Raw genomic sequence first — 23,515 nt, 5'->3', positions numbered from 1 at the left:
CTACATGACTCACGCTGCAGAAAGATCGGCCGCCGTCGGCCGCTTTATCGATACCGCAAAACACACCGCCGCCAAGGAAGTGACCCGCCAGGATCTGGACGTGATCCTGACTGCCCTGATCGATCTGGCTTCGCACAAGAAATGGTGGTCGGATGAATATTTTCCAGGCCCTGAAGAGGGCGAGTTGCAGGCGCGCTACCTGATTCATGAAGAGCCCGACAGCACGTATGCGCTTTACCTGAATGTCATGAAGCCGGGGAAACTGATTCATCCCCACAACCACACGACCTGGGCCTGTATCGCGGCGGTCCAGGGCACCGAGAACAATTATCTCTACGACCGGGTCGACGATGGCTCACAACCCGGCGCGGCCAAGCTGTCGCTGGTGAAGAAACACCCCGTATCGCCCGGTGGCGGCATTGCGTTGCTGGCCGACGATATCCATTCGGTAAGGATCGAAGACGAGACAGGCATCCGTCATCTGCACATGTATGGTCTGGCGCTCGAGAAACTGAAAGAACGCCTGGTCTTCGACACCGAAAACAATACCTATAAGCTGATGACGGTCGGCGTCCAGACCAAACGGAGCGCTGCGTAATGTCGGAGCGTTCCCGCGCGACTGCGCTGACCCGGCTTGGCCGGCCCGACACGGGCTGGGCCAATACGCCGATAGTCAAAGGCAGCACGTATTTATACGACAACCTCGAACACTGGCGCAGCACCCGGATCAAGCGCGAGCATGAGCGCCAGCTGTCTTATGGGGCGCGCGGCAACGAAACGGTCTATGCGCTGGAAGACGCTGTTGCCGCGCTGGAGCGCGGACATCGGGCCAAGTTGTTCCCGACCGGGCTGGCGGCCATTTCGATCACTCTGCTGGCCTACCTCAAGTCGGGCGATCATGTCCTGATCTCCGACTCGGCTTATGAGCCGGTGAAGAAGTTCTGCACTACCCAGTTGGCCCATTACGGCATCACCTTCGGCTACTTCAGCGCCGTCGACGACGATTGGGCCTCATGCCTGCAAACCAATACCCGCATGATCTATGTCGAATCGCCGGGTTCGCTGCTGTACGACATGCTGGATCTTCCCGCCATGGCCGCCGTATGCCGGCAGCGCAACATTCTGTTGTGCGCCGACAATACCTGGGGTTCGTGCCTGAATTACCAACCTTTGAACCTGGGGGCCGATATCTCGATTGTCGCGGCCACCAAGTATCTGGGCGGTCACTCGGACGTGATGATGGGCGCCGTAACGACGACGCAGGCGGCTTTCCAGGCGATCGAGACAGCCAGTGTCAATTTTGGCCAGACAGTGTCCGCCGAAGACGCCTTTTTGGTTTTACGCGGCATGCGCACTCTCGAACTGCGCCTGCAGCGGCATGCGCAAAGCGCCTTGAACCTTGCAGGCTGGCTGGCCTGTCAGCCGGCGGTTCGCGCGGTCTTTCATCCGGCATTGCCGGGCGATCGCAACCATGCCTTGTGGCAGCGGGACTGCCAGGGCAGCAATGGCTTGCTGTCGCTGGAGCTGCGGCCCGGGCTCTCCATCGATGCCATTGAAAAGGCTGTCGACCAGATGGAAATCTTCGGCATTGGGGCTTCGTGGGGCGGATATGAAAGCCTGGTCCTGCCGATCGACGCCAGGAAAACACGGCTCGACCATGCCGATGCCGGTTATCTGCTAAGGCTGCACATAGGCCTGGAAGACGCGGAAGACTTGAAGGCCGATCTGGGAAAAATGCTGGTCTCGGTTCAATAGTTCTGCTGGTCTCGGTTCAATAATTCACCCACTCAGATTCTTTACGCCACTACATGATTCAACCCACTTTGCAATTCGTCGACGCCCATCAATTAAAAAGCTGGGTGCATGACGCATCCGAACTTGCCTTGCTCGATATTCGCGAGCACGGTCAATATGGCGAGGATCATCTGTTCTTCGCCGTGCCTCTGCCTTACAGCACGCTGGAACTCAATATCTTCCGGCTGGTGCCCAGCAAATCGACCCGGATCGTCGTGTATGCCGATGAGCGCAGCCAGGCCGTCGTGCCCGCTGCCGCGAGCGTCCTGTTTCGCCTTGGCTATACCCAGGTGTACGTGCTGGAAGGCGGCATATCGAGCTGGAAGCGCAGCGGCTACGAGACCTTTGCCGGAGTCAATCTGCCCAGCAAGACTTTTGGGGAAATAGCCGAACACGCCTATGGCACGCCAAGCGTGTCCGCCGCGGCGCTGTATGACATGCTTCAGGATGACCAGACGGATGTGATCGTGCTGGACGGACGGCCCATCGAGGAATACCGGAAAATGAGCATCCCGGGTGCGATTTGCTGCCCCAATGGTGAATTGGCCTTGCGTGTCGGCGCCCTGGTGCCCAGCGCCGAAACCACGATAGTCGTCAATTGCGCCGGCCGCACCCGCAGCATTATCGGCGCTCAGACACTGATCAATCTGAATGTGCCCAACAAAGTCTATGCGCTGGAAAACGGTACCCAGGGATGGTTTTTGGCCGACCTGCCGCTCGAACATCAGTCCAATCGGCTCTATCCCGAAGCCATACCGGAAGACACCAAGCCGGCCCTGCGGGAGCGGGCCGGGGGGCTGATAGAAAAATTCGACCTGCCAGGCGTTACGACCGCCACAGTGCAAGCCTGGGTGGCCGATGACGGCCGCAACACCTTTCTATGCGATGTGCGCACCGAGTCGGAGTATGTGCCCGATGCGCTGGTCCAGCACACGCCGGGAGGCCAGTTGATACAGGCCACGGATCAGTACATAGGCGTGCGCAAATCGAGAGTGGTGATTTGCGATTTCGACGGAATCCGCGCTCCGGTGGTGGCAAGCTGGTTGAAGCAACTGGGCTGGGACGTCTATTTATGGCCCAATCCAGAGACGCTTTCAGGCTTGCCCAAGCCGCAGCGGTTTACGCCCGTATTGAAAAATACGGCGGTGCTGAATCCGTCGGAACTGGCCGGTTTTATTCGCGGAACCAGGGATGTCCTGGTCGTCGATACACGCCAGAGTGTCGCGTACCGCAAGAATCATTTGGAAGGCTCGGTCTGGGCAATTCGGCCCAGCCTATTGTCGCGAACTGAAGGGCGCGTGGCTACGCCGGTACTGCTGCTGGGGTCCTCTCTTGAAAGCCTGCAAGTGCTGGCCCAGGATCTCGAGTCGCACGAATACCGGCATGTCTATCTTTGCGTGGTCTCGGACCAGGTTCTACGCCAGGCGGGCTTGCCGCTGGAGCAGACCGAAGATATGCCGCGCGACAAGGACTGCATCGATTACCTGTTTTTTGTGCACGATCGGCATGACGGCAACAAGGCCGCCGCCCGGCAGTATCTGCAGTGGGAGACCAACCTGGTTTCTCAAATCGATGAGCAGGAAAGAAATACGTTTTTGATTCAAGCGCATCATTAATTAGTCTATACGGGAGACAAACATGCATCATCCAATAATCAAAAGTACCATCTTGGCCGGTTTGGCGACAGCCGCCGTTTTTGCTTCGGGCGCGGCACAGGCCAATCGGCTCGACGATGTCAAGGCCAAGGGCAGCATTGTGTGCGGCACGCAAAATGCCAGCTCGCCTTATGGGTTCCAGGATCCGAAAACACGCGAATATGTGGGCTACGATGTCGATATGTGCAAGGCCATCGCAAAAGAAATGGGCTTGAAGCTCGTCCATAAACCCTTGTCGACCGAAGCGCGCATTCCGGAGGTGAAAATGGGGCGTGTGGATATGGTGGCGGGCTCCATGGCCTATTTGCCCACCCGTGCGAAAGAGGTTGATTTCAGCCTTCAATATTTGCAAGGCAATATCGGGGTGTTGGTCAAGAAGGATTCCGGCATCAAAACCCTGGCCGACCTGGCTGGAAAAAAAGTGTGCGCCTCGTCGGGTTCCAGTTCGGCGGCCATTGCATCCAAGGTGCTGACAAAATCCGATGTGCTTACCTTCCAGACCATTTCGCAGTGCTACCTGGGTTTGCAAAACGATAAGGTCGCCGCCATGACTGCCGGAGATCTCGTTCTGCTGCGTTTCAAGAACGATTCGGAAAAAACCTCCACCCCTACCGAACTGCTGTCCGAGCCGACCTATACCGAGCACATAGGGGTTGTGGTGAACAAGGGCGAAACCGATCTGAAAAATGCCATCAATGTTGCGATCGAGAAAATCGACAAGTCGGGTGAACTGAGCCAAATCTATGATAAATGGATGGGCAAGGATTCCATCTACAAGCTGAACCGTACTTTCAAGGTGCAGCCGGTCGATAGAGCGAATTAAGTCTTCGAGGATTAGGGTTGCGGCGCAACCCTGCTGATCTATGGATTTTTCTTTTTCCCTGCTGACCAATCCCGACACCCTGCACATGCTGATGTGGGGGGTGTCGGTAACGTTGCGGCTGTTTGCCGGAGCGCTGGTGTGCGGGCTGACGATTGCCCTGCTGTTGTCGGGCCTGTACCTGGTTCCGTCGAAGCTGTTGCGCTGGATTATCGCCCTGTATGTCGAATACCATCGGAATGTGCCCACTGTGGTGCAGATCATGGTCTGGTACTTCGGCATGCCGGAAGTGCTGCCCAAGGCGATCCGGCTATGGATAAACCAGGGCAATACCGAGTTTTCGTTTGCCCTGATTGCCTTGTCGCTGAATGTCAGCGCTTATTACTACGAAGATATTCGTTCGGGCATCAAGGCCATTGCCGCGACCCAAATCGAAGCGGCGCGATCCATAGGGCTGGGCGCGATGCAGTCGCTGCGCTACGTGATTCTGCCGCAGGCCATGCGCATCAGCATTCCTCCCATTATCAATCGCTCGCTGATTGTCTTCAAGGACACCAGCCTGGCCATGGTCATTGGCGTCACCGAACTGACCTACCAGGTCAAGAAGATCGAGAACACCACGTTCCAGACCTTTCAGATTTTCATGATTTCCACGCTGATCTATCTGGTCATATCGTTGCTGATAGCCACGCTGGGCGCCCAGGTGTCCAGGAAATTCCCGGCTAACTTCAAGAGCTAGACATGATTGATTTCCTGAGCACGTATGGCTTGATGTTTCTGGTGGGGTCCTGGCCCCACGGCCCGCTGGGCGGCTTCGCCGGAACACTGCTGCTGGCCGGCCTGGGCCTGATGGGCGCATTTCCGATCGCATTGCTGATAGGCGTTGCGCGCACAAGTTCCATCAGGGCCTTGAAAATCGGCGCGACCGTGTGGGTGTATACGTTCCGGTCGATTCCCCTGATCATGATCATCTTCTGGGCCTACTTCCTGCTGCCGACGCTGATCGGCACCGAGGTGCCCGCCTTCTCGACCGCGCTGTGCGCCATCATCATTTATGAATCCGCGTTTTTGGCTGAAATCATCCGCGCCGGCCTCGAGGCTTTGCCGGCTGGGCAGGTGGAAGCGTCGCGGGCGCTTGGGCTGGGGTATTTCAAGACCTTGTTGTCCATCCAGTTGCCGCAAGCCTTGAGCAATATGATTCCATCCTTGCTGAACCAGTTCGTATCGACCATCAAGGCCACATCGATTGCCTACATCATCGGTGTACAGGAAGCCTCGTTTTCGGCGCAGCAGATCAACAGCATCGAACTGACCGGCACCTTGCGCACCTATATGATCCTGGCGCTGTTTTATTTCTTCCTGTGCGCGCTGCTTTCAAAGCTCGCCAAAGTGCTGGAAACGCACCTGGACAACAAACGGATAGGCCTGGCCTGATTTCCGATTCGGGAGACTCGATTGATCAAATTCGAAAACGTCAACAAATGGTATAAAAAATACCAGGCGCTCACTAATGTATGCGGTGAAGTGAAGGCCGGTGAAGTGCTGGTCGTTTGCGGGCCGTCGGGCTCCGGAAAATCCACCATGATCCGCACCATCAACAAGCTCGAGGAAATTCAAAGCGGCGTCATCCGGGTGGAAGGGGTGGATATTACCGATGCGAAGTTGAACATCAATCAGTTACGCGCAAAAATCGGCTTTGTGTTCCAGCAGTTCAATCTATTTCCCCATTTGTCGGTGAAAGAGAACATTGCCTTGTCGCCCATCAAGGTCGGCGGCTATTCCAGGGCCGAGGCCTATGAGCTGGCTGAAGAGTTGCTGGCCAAGGTTGGCCTGAGCGCAAAAATCAATGAAATGCCGGCCAATTTGTCGGGCGGCCAGCAGCAGCGGGTCGCCATTGCCCGGGCCCTGGCGCAAAAGCCGCCGGTCATATTGTTCGACGAGCCGACCAGTGCTCTGGATCCGGAGATGGTCGGCGAGGTGCTGAGCGTCATGAAGGCACTGGCTGCCGACGGCATGACGATGGTGTGCGTGACGCATGAAATGAATTTTGCCAAGGATGTGGCCGACCGCGTCTGGTTCATGGACCAGGGCGAAATTCTCGAAGACTCCACGCCTGCGGAGTTTTTCACCGCACCCCGGCACGAGCGGGCAAAGAGGTTCCTGTCGGATATCATTCACTAGGGCGCCAGGCTGGCGCGCGGGGCCGGCGCCAGCCCCGGGAGGTTCCGGTGCGATCAGGCCTTCAGGGCTTTCTCCAGCAGGCCATCCACTATTTCATTGGTGCTGAGCCCTTGCTCCTTGGCGAGCGCCCGGATTTTCTCGGCCATGTCTTGCTTGATCTTCACGGGAAACGAAATCAGGCCCTGCGCCTGATCGAGTTTGCGCTGTTCGCGGCGATCGACCAGCGCTGCGCCGGAGTCGGTGGCAAAGCGGCCAGGGGTCGCGCTTTGCTTCATTTTTCCAACAAGCTTGAGTGCCTTGTTTTTTTCCAGATCGGTTTTTTTCATGAAATTCTCGTTGGGTCGACTTTGAGCCGGCCGGATGTTTCTGCATTGCGGCGCAATACGGTATCTATTGCCTCATTGTAGCGGTCTCGTCCCTGCGGATAGGGCCGGGATTGCTGCTGAACTGGATTTTTCCACTGAATATGTAGTAACGTACGTTACTATATGGACAAGATATCTTCTTTTCAGTCTTTCGAGCAGGCCATGCAGGGCCTGTCGCGGCGTCTTTCTGCGCGCGGCGCAATGCGTGAATCGGTGATTTTGCGCTTGTTCCAGCATGTGGCCTTGCGGCTGAACGACTATATGGACGAACCGTTCAAGTCGCATGGCTTGAACACCACTTTGTGGACCTCACTGGTGGTGATTTATGCCAGCCCCGACCATCGCCTCAAGCCATCGGAATTAAGCGTTTTCATGAACTCTTCGCGCACCAACAGCACCCGCGTCGCCCGCGAGCTGGCGGGGCGTGGTTTTGTCGACCGCGTGGACGATGAGACCGACCGGCGCCAGCTGTTCCTGCAACTGACCAAAAAAGGCCTTGCTTTCGTGGAAGACTTCCTGCCGCCGCGTCGCGCCTATGTCAAGCAGGCGCTGGAAGGCTTCAGTGCGGACGAGGTAGACGAACTGGAACGCCTGCTGCGCAAGCTGCTGCATAAGCTGGATTAGTTTTTTTTGCCTGAATAGTAACGGACGTTATTACCTCTTATCATGCCGGCAACATTGTGATCGACACCCGCGAGCCTTCCCTCGAACCGAAACGGTTCATGATCACCTTGTCCATCATGCTTGCCACAATCATGCAGACGCTGGACAGCACTATTGCCAATGTGGCGCTGCCTCATATGGCGGGCGGACTGTCCGCGTCGCAGGATCAGATCACCTGGGTGCTGACTTCCTATATTGTGGCGGCGGCGATCGCCACTCCTGTCACGGGCTGGCTGTCCGGCCGTTACGGACGCAAGACGATCTTCCTGATTTCCATCGCCGGCTTCACGGCGAGCTCCTTGCTGTGCGGCATGTCGGGAAACCTGCTGGAGATAGTGGGCGCCCGCCTGCTGCAAGGTGTGTTCGGCGCGGCGCTGGTGCCCTTGTCGCAGGCCGTGATGCTGGACATAAATCCGCCCGAGCGCCATGCCCGAGCCATGGCGGTATGGGGCATGGGTGTTATGCTCGGGCCCGTCCTGGGGCCGACTCTGGGGGGCTGGCTGACAGATAACATGACTTGGCGCTGGGTCTTCCTGATCAATTTGCCCGTGGGCATTTTGTCTTTTGCGGGGGTGTATTACTACATTCATGAAACCGGGCCGAAGATCTCGAAGCGCTTCGACTGGTTCGGCTTTTCCCTGCTGGCGATTGCCATTGGCATGCTGCAGTTGCTGCTGGACCGCGGCGAGCAGGCCGATTGGTTCGGTTCCATAGAAATTCGCGTTGAGGCGGTGTGCGCTTTTATTGCATTCACCTTCTTTGTGCTGCATACGGCCACGGATGGCAGCGATTCCTTTTTCAATGTGAAGCTGTTGAAGGACCAAAATTTCGTGACCGGGCTGGCGTTCTATTTCCTGCTGGGGCTGCTGCTCTACGCTACGCGTGCGCTGTTGCCGCCTTTGCTGCAGACTTTGCTGGGCTACCCGGTAATGACCACGGGGCTGGTCACCGCGCCCAGCGGCCTGGGGACGATGCTGGCGATGATGTGTGCGGGGCGTCTGGTGGGGCGCATGGATAGCCGGCTGATTGTTGCGCTGGGTTTTGGCCTGACGGCGCTGTCGCTGTGGCAGATGGCGGGGTATACGCCGCAGATCACCGAATGGGATGTGGCCTGGCCGGGGTTCATCCAGGGGATGGGCATAGGGTTTACGTCGGTGCCGCTTACGACCATGACTTTTTCTACGTTGGACAAGCGTTTGCGCCCGGAGGGTACGGCGATCTATAGCTTGTCGCGCAATATAGGCAGCAGCATTGGGATTTCGGTGATGCAGACCATGCTGGTCCGCAATACGGTCATTATGCATAGTTCCCTGGCGGCGTATGTGACGGCCGGTACGTTGATGTCCCGTCCGGATCCTTTGTCGGGGCTCTTCGACATGAGCACGTCGGTTGGTCGGGCGGGGCTCGATGCGGTGCTGCAGAACCAGGCGTCGTTCATTGCCTATCTGGATGATTTCCGGCTGATGTTCTGGGTGACGCTGGCGTCGATACCCTTTTTGCTGTTGATGCGTACGAAAAAGGCAGTCAGCGAGGACTCCGTGGAGCAGGCGGCTGAGACTGTGGCTGTGGGGGCGGAATAGGCCACGGGTTCGCACTGGTTTCGTAGGTACCATCTTGGAATCAATAGGCTGTCCGTTGTTCTCGTTCTTAAGGCGCGGGGGTGGCGGCCCAGGCAGGGTGGTGCTCGCATCGTCCGGTCCTGGCGTTGCCAGGACTGCCCGCGGCCCACGCCTGGATCGGGCGGTCGCGGAACTCGCGGGAGCGAACAGCCCCCGGCTGTTCGCAAACGTCCCGCTCAGACAGCCGCTCCCTTTATTCCCGATCCAGGCGTGGGCCGCGGCGGACTCAAGCTCGCTCACCCTGCCTGGGCCGCCACCCCCGCTTGCGTTGAGGGTTTTTGGGCGATTGCAGGCCATGTCTATAAATTTACGCTGTGTCGATTGAATAAATGATGATTGTAATTTATTATACTCACGATCCATTCATCATGAACAGGTGGGCATGCGTGCCGCAATGGCCACCGGACAAACTGAGAGCGATCCATGCCTGCTGTACCCCCACCCCCCGTCGAGGGGCGCGAGAGTTCTGTACTATCGGCCGATCGCCGGACGCGTTTGCTCCTGGAAGCGCCCATCGCGTCGACGCTGCTGCGGCTTGCGGTGCCCAATATTCTTGTCCTGGCCGCACAGGCTTCGGCGGGATTGATCGAAACCTATTTTATCGGCCGTTTGGGTACGAATGCCCTGGCTGGAGTAGCGCTGGTATTTCCCGTTGTGATGCTGATGCAGATGCTGTCGGGCGGGGCCATGGGGGGAGGTATCTCGTCGGCGATCGCCCGTGCCTTGGGAGCGGGGCGGCGGGGCGATGCGAATTCGCTGGTGCTGCACGCCGTGGCCATCGGCGTGTTGTTCAGTTTGTTTTTTACTGTCACGGGCTTGATCGGCGGGCACTATCTGTATGCCGCGATGGGTGGCGTCGGAGCGTCGCTGGACGCGGCAATGAAGTATTCCAATTGGGTGTTTGCCGGAGCCGCCCTGATTTGGCTGTTCAATTCCCTGGCTTCCGTCATACGAGGCACCGGAAACATGGCTTTGCCCGCCACGGTAACCTGCGTCGGCACCGTTATGCTGGTGCCCATGTCGCCCACCCTGATCTTCGGCCTGGGCCCTATCCCTGCCTTGGGCATAGCCGGGGGTGCTATTGCGCTTCTGCTGTATTACCTTTTCGGCTGCATCGCCCTGACCGCCTATTTGTGTTCCGGCAAAAGCCTGTTGCGGCCGTCTTTGAAAAATATGGAGTTCCGCGGTGAATTTTTTCGCGATATTTTGCGCGTGGGCCTCGTGGCGGCGATTTCGACGATTGCCATTAATCTGGCGATAAGTATTGCAACGGCGCTGGTGGGCGAGTTCGGCCCAGCCGCTATTGCGGGGTACGGCACGGGTGCCCGCCTGGAATACTTGCTGGTTCCGCTCGTTTTCGGCCTGGGCGGGCCCATGGTTGCGATGGTAGGCACATGCATGGGAGCGGGGCGTACGGAGCGGGCTCTGCGCATTACCTGGATAGGCGCGGCGCTTGCGTTTGCCATGACTGAAACCATAGGCCTGTGCGCCGCCGCGTTTCCGAATGTCTGGCTGTCTTTATATAGCCACGATCCGACGATGCTGGCATCGGGTGCGCATTATTTGCGGACCGTCGGGCCGGTTTATGGGTTTTTCGGATTGGGCTTGAGCGTGTACTTTGCCTCGCAGGGCGCGGGGCGGTTGCTGTGGCCGGTCATAGGCAGCACTACGCGGCTTGCATTGGCGGCTCTTGGGGGGTGGCTGGCCATACGCTGGGGCACGGGCTTGGGCGGTGTTTTCCTGGCGCAGGCCCTCGCTTTGGTTGTTTATGGGTTCATCAATGCGACCGCAATCGCCGGCGGCGCATGGTTCGGTCCGGTAGGCTGGCCGCGCAGTACTTCCAGCCTGGTCCGCAGGCTGGAAGGTTTGTAGGGTGAGCGAGGCGGCCCGCGCAGCTTGAATTCAGGCAAACAGATCCGCCGTTGCCCGGGCCTTAAGATTTCCGGGACGGTATCCTACGGCCGTATGCGAAAGCGTTCGATGCGTGTCAGGTCGATTTCGCCGCAGATGCCCGGCGCCTCGGGCAGGCTCACCGCTCCGTCTTCAACCTTGAATTCCAGGCCCAGCTCTTCGCGGAAGGGGTTGGGTTTGGAGTCGATCTCCAGCAGCCCCGGTGCGCCGACGGCGGACAGCACGTGCATTGAAGCCATCTGCCCTATGCCTCCGCCCAGCCAATGAGGGCAATATTTCCGGCCGGCTTCCACAGCCATTTTTCCCACAGCGTAGCAGCCGCTTACGCCTCCCCATTTGCCGATGTCGGGCTGGAATACGTCCAGATAGCCGGCCTGCAGAGCCATATTGAAGTTCGCGCGGCCGCGAAGATTCTCTCCGGCCGCCAGCGGTATTTTGGAGTGTTCCGCCAAGGCCTGCCATTCCCGGTTGGGACGGTCGCAAGCCAGAGGTTCTTCCAGCCATTCCAGATGATAAGGCGCCAGTTCGCGCACTCGTTTCATCGCTTCGTCCATAGTCCATGCCTGATTGGCATCGACCATCAGCCGTGCTTCGGGTGGGAGCGATTCGCGCAGGGTCCGCAGATTCGCCAGGTCACTCTGTACATCGAAGCCGATCTTGAGCTTGAACGCCCGGTAGCTTTCCTCCCACTTCTGTAAAGCGACCTCGAGCAGGTCGGGCAGTTCGAGCCCGCTGGCATAAACCGGCACGGTGGGGGCGCCATTGAGAAGGCGCCATAGCGGCCGGCCTGCGCGCCGAGCTACGAGATCCCAGCAGGCGGTATCGACCGCGGCCACGATCTGGGCAAACGGCCCGCTTTCGCCGCATTGGAGCGCCAGCTTGTGTGTTTTGGCGTCGAGTGTTTCAAATACTTTGAACGGATGTGAAAAAGGCTGGTCGATCAGCAAGGGCTGCAAGACCGCTCCGATAAGGTTGGCGCGATGTTCCGCACCATGAGGGGGGAAATTGCACCATACCTCGCCCCAGCCTTCGTGGCCCGAATGATCTTCGACCCGGACGATGACCGTTTGCCGATGCTGCTTCGTGCCGAACGAAGAGCGTATGGGGCGGTCCGTTGCACAGCGGTAGGCAAAGGCCTCGACCTTTGCGAGGACCAGATCCATCTCTATGCCAGCCAGGCTGGGCAGATCGGTGAATGGGTTTTCGTGCATGTCTGTCGGGGTTCTCTTTTGGGTGCGCGGGCTTCAGTTGGGCTTGATGTCCGCGTTGCGAATTACTTTGGAAAATCCGGCTGATTTCAGGATGCGCACGGCAGCGCAGCGTTGTTGATGTCAAGGTCCATTTGCAGTCGTACAAAGCGCGAGGGATAGGCGATGTGGGCCAGGTGGATGACCCGGCCGTGGCGATCGAGCACGATACGCCGCACGCGTGCGATGGGGCTGCCCACGGGGATATCCAGATGCAGGGCCACGTGCATATCGGCCGAGGCGATGACCAGCGATTGGGACGCCGCGGCCAGGTCTTCGTTCATTCGCTCGACAAGCAAAGGCAATACCAATTGGTTTTCGAATTCATGCGGTGCCTGTTCGAACACGTCCATCGCAACGTAGATATCGATGAGGCAATACGGTACTTTTTCACGGGAATGCACCCGTCGTATGCGTTGGTAGGTGTCGGCCGCCAGCCCTTCGTTGGGCTCGACCAGGTCGATGCCGGCAACGGGCTCGGACTCGAGCAGTTTGCGAGCCAGGCCTTCGCTGGTGATCAGCAGGTCTTTCCAGCTTGTCGCCAGCCGGAACCAGCGCTCGTCACCCAGGTTTTTGGCCACGAACGTGCCGCGCCCGCGTCCGCGCGAAATCAAACCCTGGCCGGCCAGGTCGTCCAGCGCCTGGCGTATGGTAATTCGCGCGACGCCGTATTCGCTGGCCAGATTGTCGATAGTGGGGATCTGTGCGCCCACGGACCATTCCTGATGCTCGATGCGTGTGCGCATCAAAGTTGCCACCTGGTCGTACAAAGGCAGATGGGAGCGCTGGGCCAGGTCGGAAAGGCGAATAGTCATAATGACCTAATAATAGGTTTTTAAGACTGAAAGAACAAGCACGCGCCAATAGCGCCAGTTGGTTTGCGTTTGGAGAGGGACGTGGCGTGCAGGAGGCGATGGGCGGCGCTGGTGTTTCTTCCCTCGCCCCTGCTGTCGGGTCAGGCTGCGCGGTAGCGCGTGGCCGGCACTTGCCTGGACAGGTTGGGCATAAGCGTCTGGCGGGCTGTTTCGTATGCCTCCCAGTCGGCCAGGTCCGGCAGCGAAGGGATGGTGACCTGTTCGCCCTGGTCGAGGCCGGCCAGCGCCGCATCCACCATGTCTTCCGCCCGCATGACCATTTCGCTCGGCACGTGCTCGATCGGCATGCCGGCAATTTCCCAGAAATCGGTGGCGGTTGCGCCGGGCGCGACCGCCTGGACGCGGATTTTCTTGTCTGCCAGTTCATGGTTCAGCGAACGGCTGAATGCCAGAACGAATGCCTTGGTGGCGCCGTAGACGCCGTTCAGGATTTCGGGCGCGATGCCGACGATCGAAGCGATATTGATGATCGAGCCGCCTTCGCGGGCGACGAATCCGGGAACCGCGGCGTAGGTCAGCCGCGTCAGCGCCGTCACGTTCAGATCGATCATGGCGGTCATTTTGTCGACATCGGAGGCAAGAAGCGGGGCTGTGGCCCCGAGGCCCGCGTTGTTGATCAGCAGGGTGATGCTGGAATCGGTCCGCAGCACGCTTTCGACGCGGGCCAGATCGGACTTGTTGCCGAGGTCCGCGGCGATGATTTCGATCGTTTGCCCGGTTTCATCGGCAAGGCGCCGCGCCAGCTCGTCGAGGCGTTCGCGATTGCGTGCCACAAGAATGAGGTTGTAGCCGCGGCGCGCCAGCCGATCGGCGTAAATCGCACCGATGCCGGAAGACGCTCCTGTTATCAGGGCTGTGCCGCGTTGAGGATGAGTGGCCATGTTTTTTCCTTTGCCTGGTTGAGTCGACGCCGGAAGCGGCGTCTCTAAATAGAGAGAATATGCGGCGTGGCGATTGTCTCAAATGTCATATATACAACGTTTTAGGACGCTGCTATTATTGTGACGTTCCCAGGAGCCATCATGCAAAGCATAGGTTTTGTTGTTTTCCCGAATTTCCAGGTGATGGGTTTTGCCGCCATCACCGTTTTCGAGGTCGCCAACTTCGTCGCCGCAGAGACCGTCTACAGAATGAGCCTGCTGTCCGAGCAGGGCGGGCTGGTTCGCTCCTCGGCGGGTTTTTCCGTCGAAACCGAAGCCTTCGACGGAAAAGTCTTTGACACCGTCATCATCGGAGCCGGCGCACAGATCGAACCCTCGGCACCGGCATTGCTGGATTTCGTGCGCCGTTCCATGCAAACTTCCAGGCGCGTTGCGGCGCCCTGCACCGGGGCATTTGTCCTGGCCGAAGCCGGTGTCCTGGACGGCCGCCGGGCCACCACGCACTGGTTTTTCGCGCGCCAGCTCCAGAAGCGTTTCCCCCGCCTGAAGGTGGAGGAGGATCGCATCTTCATCATCGACGGTCCTGTCTGGACATCGGCCGGAATGACTGCCGGCATCGACCTGGCCCTGGCCATGGTCGAGAAGGATCTCGGGCCGGAAGTCGCCCGTTCGGTGGCTCGCAAATTGGTTGTGTATCATCGCCGCGCGGGCGGCCAGTCGCAGTTCTCGGCGCTGCTGGAACTGGAACCCAAATCGGACCGCATCCAGAAGGCGCTGGATTTCGCCAAACAGAATCTGCGAAGCACGCTGTCGGTGGACGATCTGGCCGATGCCGCAAACCTGAGCCCGCGCCAGTTCAGCCGCGCCTTCCGGGCGGAAACGGGCCAGTCGCCCGCCAAGGCGGTCGAGAACCTGCGTGTGGAAACTGCGCGACTGCTGATGGAGCAGGGCCGTCTTTCGATGGACGTGATCGCCGATGAAACCGGCTTCGTCGATCGCGAGCGCATGCGCCGCGCCTTTTTGCGGGCCTTTGGCCAGCCGCCCCAGACGGTGCGCCGCAATGCCAGGATAGGGGCGTGAGCGGTCAAACACCGCCTATGCGTTGACGCGCGGCTCCTCAGCCAGGAGTCAGGCCGCGGTTTGCGGGGCCTGATCGCTTTCCAGCGCCAGCAGCCGTTTTTTGGTCATGAGGCCGCCGGCAAACCCGGTCAGGTCGCCCGAGGCGCCGATAACCCGATGGCACGGCGCGATAATCGAAATCGGATTTCTGCCGTTGGCCGCGCCAACCGCCCGCACCGCGCTCGCGTGGCCGATCTGCGCCGCGATTTCGCTGTAGCTGCGCGTTTCTCCAAATGGAATAGTCAGCAGCGCCGCCCAGACTTTCTTTTGAAACTCGGTTCCGGCAAACTCCAGCTCAAGCTCGAAACGGTTTCGTTTCCCGGCGAAATACTCATTCAATTGCCGTTCGGTATCGAGCAGGACCGGATTATTCACCTCTTCGGTCATTGGGCCCAGCCGTACCCGGTTCGGCTTATCGTGCTCCCACAAAATGGCGCAGAGCTTTGCGTCATTGGCTACCAGCTTCAATTGCCCGACGGGCGAATCCATCGTTTTATATGCGTATGCCATTTTCCGACTCCTTGCGGTTAAAGAATACATCGGTCAGGGGCAATTTAAATCTTCGATGGCTTCAAGACACTCCGGCTCTTGCGTTTGAATTCCCGCTGCGCCCGGACTCCCCGGCCGCTTCATGGCTGGGGTTTCACGCCTTCACCAGCGGATGAAAGCACGCGGCATCGCGTCCGGGAGAAACCTCCTTCAGCACAGGCACCTGAGCACGGCAGTCGGCCTGGGCTGCCGCGCAGCGCGGGTGGTAGGTGCAGCCTGGGGGCAGGTTCGTGGGCGCGGGTATCTCGCCGGTGATCCTGCTCAGGGTAATGCGTGCGGCCGGGTCGGGTACGGGCGAGCAATCCCGCAGCACCCTGCTATACGGATGCAAAGGAGAGTCCAGAACCTGCGCCGTATTGCCCCGCTCGACGATGCGACCAAGGTACATGACGCAGACCTCGTCGCAGAAATGCCTGACTACGCCCAGGTCGTGCGATACAAACACGAAAGACAGGCGTCGTTCCCGCTTAAGGCGCTCCAATAGTTGCAGTATCTGTGCCTGCACGGATACATCGAGAGCCGACACGGGCTCATCGGCCACAATCAGCTCCGGATCGAGCACCAGGGCTCGCGCTATACCGATACGCTGGCGTTGGCCGCCGGAGAATTCATGGGGGTAGCGATCCAGCGACGTGTGCGGCAAGCCCACTTCATCCAGTGTCCGGCCGATGCGTGCATCGATTTCACGTGAAGTCCCCAATTTGTGTACACGCAAGGGCTCTGAAAGCGTCTGGCGCACCGTAAGCCTGGGGTTCAAAGAGGCGAAAGGGTCCTGGAACACAATTTGAATGCGTTGGCGCAATGTGCGCATCTGCGCCGAATTGGCATTGCGCAGCTCGATGCCATCGAACAGGATGGAGCCTTCGTCGGGCTCGACCAGGCGCAGCAGTGTGCGTGCCACCGTGGATTTACCGCAGCCGGATTCTCCCACCAGGCCCACGGATTGACCGCGCTCCACCTCGAACGATACATGGTTGACGGCCCGGACTATCTGCTTCGGCCCGCCCAACGGGCCGCCGCCGCTTTCAAAGCGCTTGACCAGGTTCTTGACTTGCAAGAGGGCGCTCATGCCTGTTCTCCCGATTGGCGTGCGCGCACAAAGCAGCGCACTTGGTGTCGTCCGTCTGCCAGCGTGGTCAGCGGTGGATGTTCTGCCTCGCAGATGCTTTCGCGCAGCGGGCAGCGCGCCGCAAAGGTACAGCCTTTAGGCATGGCGCTGATCGCCGGCACGCTGCCGGGTATGGGCTGCAAGGAGATCGAGTCGGTATCCACGCGCGGCATGGCATGCAGAAGCGCTTCGGTGTAGGGGTGGGTGGGATGGGCGAACAGGGTGTCGGCATCGGCCAGTTCCACGATCTCTCCGCCGTACATGACGGCAACCCGGTCGGCAATTTGCGCCACGACCCCGAGGTTGTGTGTGATAAACACAACCGACATGCCATATGCCTGCCTCAAATCGTCCAGCAAGGTCAGGATCTGCGCTTGTATGGTGACATCGAGCGCCGTGGTCGGTTCATCGGCCAGCAGCACTTTGGGGCGACAGGCAAGCGCCATTGCAATCATGACGCGCTGGCGCATGCCGCCCGAGAATTGGTGTGGATAATCCTTAAAGCGTTGGGCCGCCGCGGGAATCTTCACTTCCTCCAGGACTTCCAGGGCAATCTTGCGGGCCTCTTTCCAGCCCAGTTTTCTATGCTGGCGCACGGCTTCGGCAATCTGGTCGCCTATGGTCATGGTAGGGTTGAGCGAGGTCATGGGCTCCTGGAAGATCATGGCGATGTCGTTGCCGCGCACGGCTGCCATCCGGCTCTCGGAAAGCCCGGTCAAGTCTTTGCCTTCCAGCAATACCTGGCCGCCGCCATGCCGCGCTCCCGAGCTTGGCATCAGGCGCAGTATGGACAATGCCGTCACGCTCTTGCCGCTGCCCGACTCACCCACGATGGCCAGGGTTTCGTTCTTGGCGACCGACAGCGACACGCCACGCACGGCGGCATGCCAGGTTCCGCCGATGCGGAACTCGGTGCGCAGGTCGCGTAGCTCCAGTGATGGGGTTTCTGTGGCCATGTTTACTCCGAACGTAGCTTGGGGTCGATGGCGTCGCGCAAGGCATCGCCCAGAAGGTTCAAGGCAAGCACAGTCAGCAGGATCGCCAGGCTGGGGAATACAGTCAGCCACCATGCATCCAGGATGTGCTCGAAGCCTTCCCGTATCATGCTGCCCCAGGTCGCGGTGGGAGGTGGTACGCCCAAACCGATGAAGCTCAATGACGCTTCGGTACGTATTGCCGAGGCCATCCACAGCGAGCCCAGGACGATGACATCTGAAATCATGTTGGGCACGATATGCACACCCATGAGGCGCAGCGGGCCGTAGCCCAGCGCACGCCCCGCTTCGATGAAGTCACGGTTCTTGAGTGCGATGGTTGGCGCGCGCGCCACTCGCACGAACGGCGCTATTTCGGTGATGGCAATCGCGATAATCAGGTTTTCCAGGCTCGCGCCGAGCATCGCCGCCACCATCAGGCCCAACACCAGAGTGGGAAAGGACAGAAGCACGTCCACCAGGCCCATGACCAGGCGATCGAACAGGCCGCCCAGGTAGCCGGCCAGCACGCCCAGGCAGGAGCCTATGGTCATGGCGATGAGGATGGCGACAAAGCCCACCAGGAGTGAAACGCGCGAGCCATAGATCATGCGCGAGAGCACATCCCGGCCATAGCTGTCGGTGCCGAGCCAGAACTCGGAAGAAGGGGGCTCCAGGCGGGAAACAATATGCTGTTTCAACGGGTCGTGCGGAGCAAGCCAAGGCGCGAAAATTGCCACCAGAACAATGGCAAGCAGCAGGCCCAGCCCGATCCAGGATAGGCGGTTGCGGCGCAGTGCGGCCCAGAGGGCGTTGGAGCGCGGCGCGGCCGGCGCGGCGGCGGTAGCGATTGCAGTCATTGATACTTTACCCTTGGGTCGACGAGCCCGTATATCAGGTCGGTCGCAAGATTGACGAAAATCACGCACGAGGCGAACACGATCATCAGGCCCTGCAGCAGGGTGTAGTCGCGTACGTTCAGAGCGCCCAGGATCAACTTGCCCAGGCCTGGGCGGTTGAACACGATCTCGGTCAGGACGGAATTGCCGATCAGTGTCCCGAAATACAGGCCAATCACGGTCACGATGGGAATCAGCGCATTGCGCAAGCCGTGGCGAACGATCAGGCGCAAAGGGCGTATTCCCTTGGCACGCGCGGTGCGGATGTAATCTTCGCCCATCACGCCGAGCATGGACGAACGCGTTACGCGCATGACGTAGGCCATCATGATCAAGCCCAGGTTGAACGCAGGCAAGGCGAGGTTGAGCAGCAGATCCTTCCAGCTGTTTGTCGTGACATGGCTGATGACCGGGAACCATTTGAGCTGAATGGCAAAGACCAGCAGCATGAGGATGGCCGACACAAAGGCCGGGAAGGAGAGTCCGGTCAATGACAACAGGCGGCCCAGGTAGTCGGGCCATGCGTTGCGCCGCAGTGCCGCCCACACGCCCAGCGGAAGGCCCAGGAGCGTGCCTATAAGAATGGCCGAAGCCGTCAGTTGCAGTGTCCAGGGCAGCACCGCCGCCACTTCCTGCAGCACAGGCCTGCCCGTGGACATTGAAACCCCCAGGTTGCCGGACAGCACATTGCCCAGGAAATTCAAGTATTGCTCGTGCAGGGGCAGGTTCAGGCCCAATTGCAATCGCAGCGCCCGCAGCGCCTCGGCGCTTGCATGGTCGCCGAGCATGACCGCGGCGGGATCGCCCGGCACCAGCCGCACCAGAATGAACACGGCCGTCAACATGGCCAGCAAGGTCGGTATGGCTTGCAACAGCCGTTTGATGGTAAAGCGTATCATCGGGTGTCTTCCTTTATTGGCGGCGTGCCCATCAGCCGCTGGGCGCCGAGCCCGGCTATGGCCCGGTCGGTTTTGCCGCGTACAATCAAGTCGGTCAGCACCGCACCGACGATAGGCACAAGCTGGAACCCATGGCCGGAGAAACCAAAAGCGTGAAACACGCCAGGAGCATTCGGCGAAGGGCCAACAATGGGCAGAAGATCTTCAGTTTTAGCTTCCAGGCCGGCCCACACACGTACGATACGGACATTCCTCACGCCAGGAAAGAGATCCGTGGCGGCTTGCGCACCCTTGGCCAATACGCGCATGCGGGCCGTCGACGTTTCCTTGTCCAGATCGGGGATGCCTTGCAGGCCTCCGCCTATCACCAGGGTTCCTTGATCGGCCTGCTTGAATGACAGTGAGCGCCCAACGATGGCCACCACGGGCTTGATAAAGGGTTGCAGGCGTTCGCTCACCATCATCATCGACGATTTGGCTTGCAATGGAATGTCATCCCCCACCATGGCGGCGATGCGGGCCGACCATGCCCCGGCGGCATTGACGATGACAGGTACCGTCCAATTGCCTTTGTCCGTGATGAGCATCCAGTCGGCGCCGCGCCGCTCGATGGCATTGACGCCGCAATGCTCGTGCAGGGTGACGCCGGCGGCTTGCGCCGCCAGGCGGAAAGCCCGCAATGCGCGGTGCGGGTCCGCGGCGCCATCGCGGCGCGCAATCGATGCGCCGCGGCAGTGCGGACTGAGCGCCGGCAGCAGGCGATGCAGTTCATCAGGGCCAAGCAGTTCTTCATGCGTGTAGCCATCGCGCCGCAGGGCATCGACATGTGCCTGCAGCTGTGCCAGGGCGGCCTCGTCTTCGGCCACACAGACCTGCCCATTGGCATGAAAGCCACAGTCGTCGCCCACCAGCTCGTTCAGCCTGGGCCACATTTCCATCGCTTCCAGGGACAGGTCCAGTTCGCCGCGATCGCGGTTCAAGGTGCGTACGCCCGCCGCGGTGGCTCCCGATGCATGGCGCCCGGACCAGTGGCGCTCGAGAACGATCACGCGCTTGCCGGCCCGGCTCAGGTGCAGCGCCGAAGACAAACCATGCAGGCCGCCGCCGATGACGGCCACGTCATAGATCGGGGCTGTCATTGCGAGCCTGCCTCGTCGGTCAGGGAGGCCAGCTCGCCCAGCGTCAGGGGCTTCAGCGGAGGACGGATGCGATAGAAGCCCACCTCTGGAACCGGGCGCTGCTGGGCTTCGGCCAGAATATTGGCAATGGTATAGCCGCATTGGCGTCCCTGGCAGGGGCCCATGCCGGCGCGGGTGAAGGATTTGATCTGGTTCGGTCCCGGCTGGCCCAGCTTCGCGGCGGCGCGTATATCCCCGGCCGTGAGCTCCTCGCACCGGCAGACTATGGTGTCGTCGGAAGGCGATGCCGTATTGGCGCGCGGTGGATACATGGCATCGAGCATGGGCCGCACAGCCAGTTCGCGCAGCAGTTGTTTGCGTAGCGGCGCGGCGAGCGCATCGGCGTTTGCCGTGCTCAGTTTGCCCGCACGCGCTGCAATGGCAAGGCCCGCAAGCTGGCCGCGCAGGCCAGCCGCGCGCGCTCCGGCAATGCCGGCCCCATCGCCCGCTACGTAGATGCCCGGCTGGCTCGTTGCGCCCCAGGCGTCCACTTGCGGTGCAAAACAGCGTTGGCTGTCCATCCAGGCGTGTTGGCATTCAATGGCACTGCTCATATGTATGGAGGGCACCACACCTTCGTGGACCAGCAGCAGCTTGGCAGGTACGCGTCGTTCCGGGCCGTTGCCGGTGGAAAAGACAATCTCTGTCATACGGCCTTCGCCTTCGGCGCGGAATTGAGCTACGCCCGCATAGACAGGAACGCCCGCTTTCCGGATAGCCTGCAGCCAGCGGTAGCCTTTGCGCAGGTCGCGCCAGTTGCGCAGGGCGGACAGGAAATGCGGGATTCCTCGACGCCTGCTGTCCGCAGGTGACGTATCCAGCCAGCCGGCTACCCTGCCGCCCGCCTCGAGGAGTTGCTTGATATACAACAGCACCAGCGGGCCGCTGCCTGCAATCCATACCGGGTCCGCGGGAACCTGGTTCGATGTCTTGAGCAGGATTTGCGCGGCCCCGACGGTCATGACGCCAGGCAGGGTCCAGCCCGGGAAGGGGGCGGGCCGTTCCTGGGCGCCGGTAGCCAGCAGAATATTGTCCGCCTGCACCACGGTCGCTTTCTCGCCCTGAGTCATGTACGCATGCCAGCCCTGTTCTATCTGCCATACCTGGGTCATGGGACGGTAGTCCGCGCCACAGTCACGGAAGCGGCGAGCCACCGCCGCGCCCGCGCGATATTCTTCTCCGAGAATGGCGCCGGTAGCCTGGTCGGCAACGCGTTCCACGGCACGCCAAATCTGGCCGCCGGGGGCCGGCTGGTCGTCGGCCACCAGTACGCTCAGGCCATGGTCGCGGGCCTGGATCGCGGCTTGCATGCCGGCTGGGCCTGCGCCAACAATAAGCAAGTCGATCTTTTCGTTCATGCGATGCTCCGTTTGCCATGTTGACGTTGAACCCGCATGCCCTCGCGCACGGGCAGCATGCAGGTTTGGGTTGACGCTACGCCGTCCACGATTGCCAGGCATTCGAAGCACACACCCATCATGCAATAGGGTGCGCGAGGATTGCCCAGCACAGGCGTCGTACGGCTTACGGGTGAAGCCTGGCGCAGTATCACGGCCGCGACTGTTTCGCCGGGGCGTGCCTTGACGGCCAGGCCATCGATATAAAGGGTGAGCGCTTGCGCGCCGGAATCAGGCAGTTGTCGAAACATCGAATCGCTCATGGTGAAAGAAATCCAGATTGGCGGTTAAGGTCGAATCGCGCAGGCAGTCCGAAAGAGGGCCCGCATGAAACGCGGCCAGGGTTACGCCGGAATGGCAAACCGCTATCCAGGCGCCGGGATGGGAAACAGAGCCGGCATAGACGGGGCAGCCGTCCGGCGTCAGGATGCGCAGGCAGGCCCAATGGCGCACCAGGCGCGCCTGCGTAAGGTCGGGTAGTATGCGCAGGGCGTTGTGGGCCAAACGTGTTGCGGCACTGGAGGTCGTATGCAAGTCGTAGCCGACATTTTCCTGGGTCACGCCTATCATGACCGTGCCTTCCGCTGTCTGCCGCAGGCCGCTGGCCGGCAAGGGAAGCAACGGACGCAAGCGCTCGGTGACCAGGAGCTGGCCACGCTGGGGGCGCAGAGGGACATCCAGGCCCACCATGCGGCCCAGGCTCGCGGAGCCCAGTCCCGCGGCAATGATTATTTGCGCGCCTTCATAACATTCACCTCCGGCCGCGACGGAGAAGCCGCCGCCCGTCAGCGCTGTGATACCCGTTGCAGGGCGGTTACCCAGGATTGTTGCGCCGCGCAGCATCAAGCCTTGATGAAGCGCGGCGAGAAGCTTTAGAGGGTTGACGTGGCCGTCGGCCTGCCCCAGGCTTGCGCCGCTTACATCGGGGCCCAGGCGCACACCGGGCAATATGGCCTGCAATTGATTCCGGTCCAGCATGCGGGTACAGGGTGGTTCGTCCGCGGCCTGCGCATGCCAGGTGTCCAACCTGGCCTGGCGTTCAGTCCAATCCTGTTCACCCAGGCAGAAGTGCAGGCCTCCCCGGCTTTCGTAATCCAGGGCCATGCCGGTTTCCTGTTCCAGGCTTTGGGCAAACCCGGGCCATAGCTGTGCCGAGCGGCGCGACAATTTCTGGTAGGCGGGGGCATTCTGGCCTTTGCCCTGTACCCAGATCAAGCCGAAATTGGCCTTGGCAGCCCGGTAGTCGGTATCGGCGCCGTCCAGAACCAGCACTTTGCGGCCGCGCCCGGCCAGGCCGTAGGCAATGGCCGCGCCCACCATGCCGGCGCCAATTACGATTACGTCATAAGATTCCAGTTTGGTCATTCGCGTACTTTTGGAT

23 protein-coding genes and 1 pseudogene are annotated in these 23,515 nt (G+C 60.2%); 11 read left to right on the top strand and 13 right to left on the bottom strand.

Going from position 1 to position 23,515, the window contains the following annotated elements; translation table 11 throughout:
* Positions 1-4: 4 nt before the first annotated feature.
* The 7 genes from ACYVIS_RS01130 to ACYVIS_RS01100 are packed head-to-tail and all read left to right on the top strand — an operon-like array spanning position 5 to position 6,450.
* Entirely contained in the window at positions 5-598 is a 594-nt protein-coding gene (locus ACYVIS_RS01130) for a cysteine dioxygenase family protein (protein WP_232742372.1), read from the top strand.
* Positions 598-1,755, top strand: coding sequence for a cystathionine beta-lyase (metC, locus tag ACYVIS_RS01125; protein ID WP_232742373.1), 1,158 nt, complete (start codon positions 598-600; stop codon positions 1,753-1,755). The genes ACYVIS_RS01130 and metC overlap by 1 nt, the downstream gene beginning before the upstream one ends.
* Positions 1,756-1,808: 53 nt before the next feature.
* Positions 1,809-3,410: a rhodanese-like domain-containing protein gene (locus ACYVIS_RS01120; RefSeq protein ID WP_232742374.1), complete on the top strand. Its 1,602-nt coding sequence runs from the start codon at positions 1,809-1,811 to the stop codon at positions 3,408-3,410.
* Positions 3,411-3,432: 22 nt separating this feature from the next.
* A complete protein-coding gene (locus tag ACYVIS_RS01115) occupies positions 3,433-4,272 on the top strand; it encodes a transporter substrate-binding domain-containing protein (RefSeq protein ID WP_232742375.1) in 840 nt (279 codons plus the stop codon).
* Between the two features lie 40 nt (positions 4,273-4,312).
* Positions 4,313-5,008 (top strand): amino acid ABC transporter permease, encoded by a 696-nt coding sequence (locus tag ACYVIS_RS01110; RefSeq protein ID WP_232742376.1) that lies wholly within the window; start codon positions 4,313-4,315, stop codon positions 5,006-5,008.
* Positions 5,009-5,010: 2 nt separating this feature from the next.
* Positions 5,011-5,703: an amino acid ABC transporter permease gene (locus tag ACYVIS_RS01105; protein WP_232742377.1), complete on the top strand. Its 693-nt coding sequence runs from the start codon at positions 5,011-5,013 to the stop codon at positions 5,701-5,703.
* A 21-nt stretch (positions 5,704-5,724) separates the two neighbouring features.
* A complete protein-coding gene (locus ACYVIS_RS01100; RefSeq protein WP_232742378.1) occupies positions 5,725-6,450 on the top strand; it encodes an amino acid ABC transporter ATP-binding protein in 726 nt (241 codons plus the stop codon).
* A 53-nt stretch (positions 6,451-6,503) separates the two neighbouring features.
* Here the strand turns inward: ACYVIS_RS01100 and ACYVIS_RS01095 are convergent, their stop codons facing one another.
* The gene (locus ACYVIS_RS01095) at positions 6,504-6,776 is read right to left on the bottom strand and encodes a hypothetical protein (protein WP_232742379.1); all 273 of its coding nucleotides are present in this window, start codon (positions 6,774-6,776) and stop codon (positions 6,504-6,506) included.
* A 162-nt stretch (positions 6,777-6,938) separates the two neighbouring features.
* Between ACYVIS_RS01095 and ACYVIS_RS01090 the strand changes: the two genes are divergently transcribed.
* The 3 genes from ACYVIS_RS01090 (at position 6,939) to ACYVIS_RS01080 (ending at position 10,969) form a co-directional block, all read left to right on the top strand.
* Positions 6,939-7,439 carry a MarR family transcriptional regulator gene (locus ACYVIS_RS01090; protein WP_232742380.1) on the top strand — a complete coding sequence of 167 codons (501 nt, stop codon included), beginning with the start codon at positions 6,939-6,941 and terminating at the stop codon, positions 7,437-7,439.
* A 98-nt stretch (positions 7,440-7,537) separates the two neighbouring features.
* On the top strand, positions 7,538-9,058 hold the full coding sequence (locus ACYVIS_RS01085) for a DHA2 family efflux MFS transporter permease subunit (protein WP_460873183.1): 1,521 nt from the start codon (positions 7,538-7,540) through the stop codon (positions 9,056-9,058).
* A gap of 462 nt (positions 9,059-9,520) precedes the next feature.
* Complete coding sequence (locus ACYVIS_RS01080; RefSeq protein WP_460873031.1) at positions 9,521-10,969, top strand: MATE family efflux transporter; 1,449 nt, start codon at positions 9,521-9,523, stop codon at positions 10,967-10,969.
* 83 nt (positions 10,970-11,052) lie between these two features.
* Here ACYVIS_RS01080 and ACYVIS_RS01075 read toward each other — a convergent pair whose 3' ends face one another.
* The 3 genes from ACYVIS_RS01075 to ACYVIS_RS01065 form a co-directional block, all read right to left on the bottom strand.
* The gene (locus ACYVIS_RS01075; RefSeq protein WP_460873030.1) at positions 11,053-12,219 is read right to left on the bottom strand and encodes a mandelate racemase/muconate lactonizing enzyme family protein; all 1,167 of its coding nucleotides are present in this window, start codon (positions 12,217-12,219) and stop codon (positions 11,053-11,055) included.
* An 86-nt stretch (positions 12,220-12,305) separates the two neighbouring features.
* Complete coding sequence (locus ACYVIS_RS01070) at positions 12,306-13,070, bottom strand: GntR family transcriptional regulator (RefSeq protein ID WP_460873029.1); 765 nt, start codon at positions 13,068-13,070, stop codon at positions 12,306-12,308.
* Between the two features lie 140 nt (positions 13,071-13,210).
* A complete protein-coding gene (locus tag ACYVIS_RS01065) occupies positions 13,211-14,011 on the bottom strand; it encodes an SDR family NAD(P)-dependent oxidoreductase (RefSeq protein ID WP_460873028.1) in 801 nt (266 codons plus the stop codon).
* A 141-nt stretch (positions 14,012-14,152) separates the two neighbouring features.
* Between ACYVIS_RS01065 and ACYVIS_RS01060 the strand changes: the two genes are divergently transcribed.
* Positions 14,153-15,091: a GlxA family transcriptional regulator gene (locus ACYVIS_RS01060; RefSeq protein WP_460873027.1), complete on the top strand. Its 939-nt coding sequence runs from the start codon at positions 14,153-14,155 to the stop codon at positions 15,089-15,091.
* Positions 15,092-15,160: 69 nt separating this feature from the next.
* On the opposite strand, the pseudogene ACYVIS_RS01055 reads toward ACYVIS_RS01060, so the two are convergent.
* From ACYVIS_RS01055 to ACYVIS_RS01015, 9 genes and pseudogenes are all read right to left on the bottom strand, one after another.
* A pseudogene (locus ACYVIS_RS01055) lies at positions 15,161-15,640 on the bottom strand (methylated-DNA--[protein]-cysteine S-methyltransferase); the annotation flags it as partial.
* A 133-nt stretch (positions 15,641-15,773) separates the two neighbouring features.
* Positions 15,774-16,748, bottom strand: a complete 975-nt coding sequence (locus ACYVIS_RS01050; RefSeq protein WP_460873026.1) for an ABC transporter ATP-binding protein — start codon at positions 16,746-16,748, stop codon at positions 15,774-15,776.
* Entirely contained in the window at positions 16,745-17,743 is a 999-nt protein-coding gene (locus ACYVIS_RS01045) for an ABC transporter ATP-binding protein (protein ID WP_460873025.1), read from the bottom strand. The genes ACYVIS_RS01050 and ACYVIS_RS01045 overlap by 4 nt, the downstream gene beginning before the upstream one ends.
* A 2-nt stretch (positions 17,744-17,745) precedes the next feature.
* Positions 17,746-18,621, bottom strand: coding sequence for an ABC transporter permease (locus ACYVIS_RS01040; protein WP_232742391.1), 876 nt, complete (start codon positions 18,619-18,621; stop codon positions 17,746-17,748).
* Positions 18,618-19,559, bottom strand: coding sequence for an ABC transporter permease (locus ACYVIS_RS01035; protein ID WP_460873024.1), 942 nt, complete (start codon positions 19,557-19,559; stop codon positions 18,618-18,620). Before ACYVIS_RS01035 ends, ACYVIS_RS01040 begins: the two co-directional genes overlap by 4 nt.
* Entirely contained in the window at positions 19,556-20,698 is a 1,143-nt protein-coding gene (locus ACYVIS_RS01030) for an NAD(P)/FAD-dependent oxidoreductase (RefSeq protein WP_232742393.1), read from the bottom strand. Before ACYVIS_RS01030 ends, ACYVIS_RS01035 begins: the two co-directional genes overlap by 4 nt.
* Entirely contained in the window at positions 20,695-22,095 is a 1,401-nt protein-coding gene (locus tag ACYVIS_RS01025; protein WP_232742394.1) for an NAD(P)/FAD-dependent oxidoreductase, read from the bottom strand. Before ACYVIS_RS01025 ends, ACYVIS_RS01030 begins: the two co-directional genes overlap by 4 nt.
* On the bottom strand, positions 22,092-22,385 hold the full coding sequence (locus ACYVIS_RS01020) for a (2Fe-2S)-binding protein (protein WP_232744764.1): 294 nt from the start codon (positions 22,383-22,385) through the stop codon (positions 22,092-22,094). The genes ACYVIS_RS01025 and ACYVIS_RS01020 overlap by 4 nt, the downstream gene beginning before the upstream one ends.
* Positions 22,366-23,499 (bottom strand): NAD(P)/FAD-dependent oxidoreductase, encoded by a 1,134-nt coding sequence (locus ACYVIS_RS01015; protein ID WP_232742395.1) that lies wholly within the window; start codon positions 23,497-23,499, stop codon positions 22,366-22,368. The genes ACYVIS_RS01020 and ACYVIS_RS01015 overlap by 20 nt, the downstream gene beginning before the upstream one ends.
* Positions 23,500-23,515 lie beyond the last annotated feature (16 nt).

This window comes from Paralcaligenes ginsengisoli (genome assembly GCF_054781135.1).
Note: the sequence above shows the minus strand (reverse complement) of the source record. Positions and strands in the feature narration are given on the sequence as shown.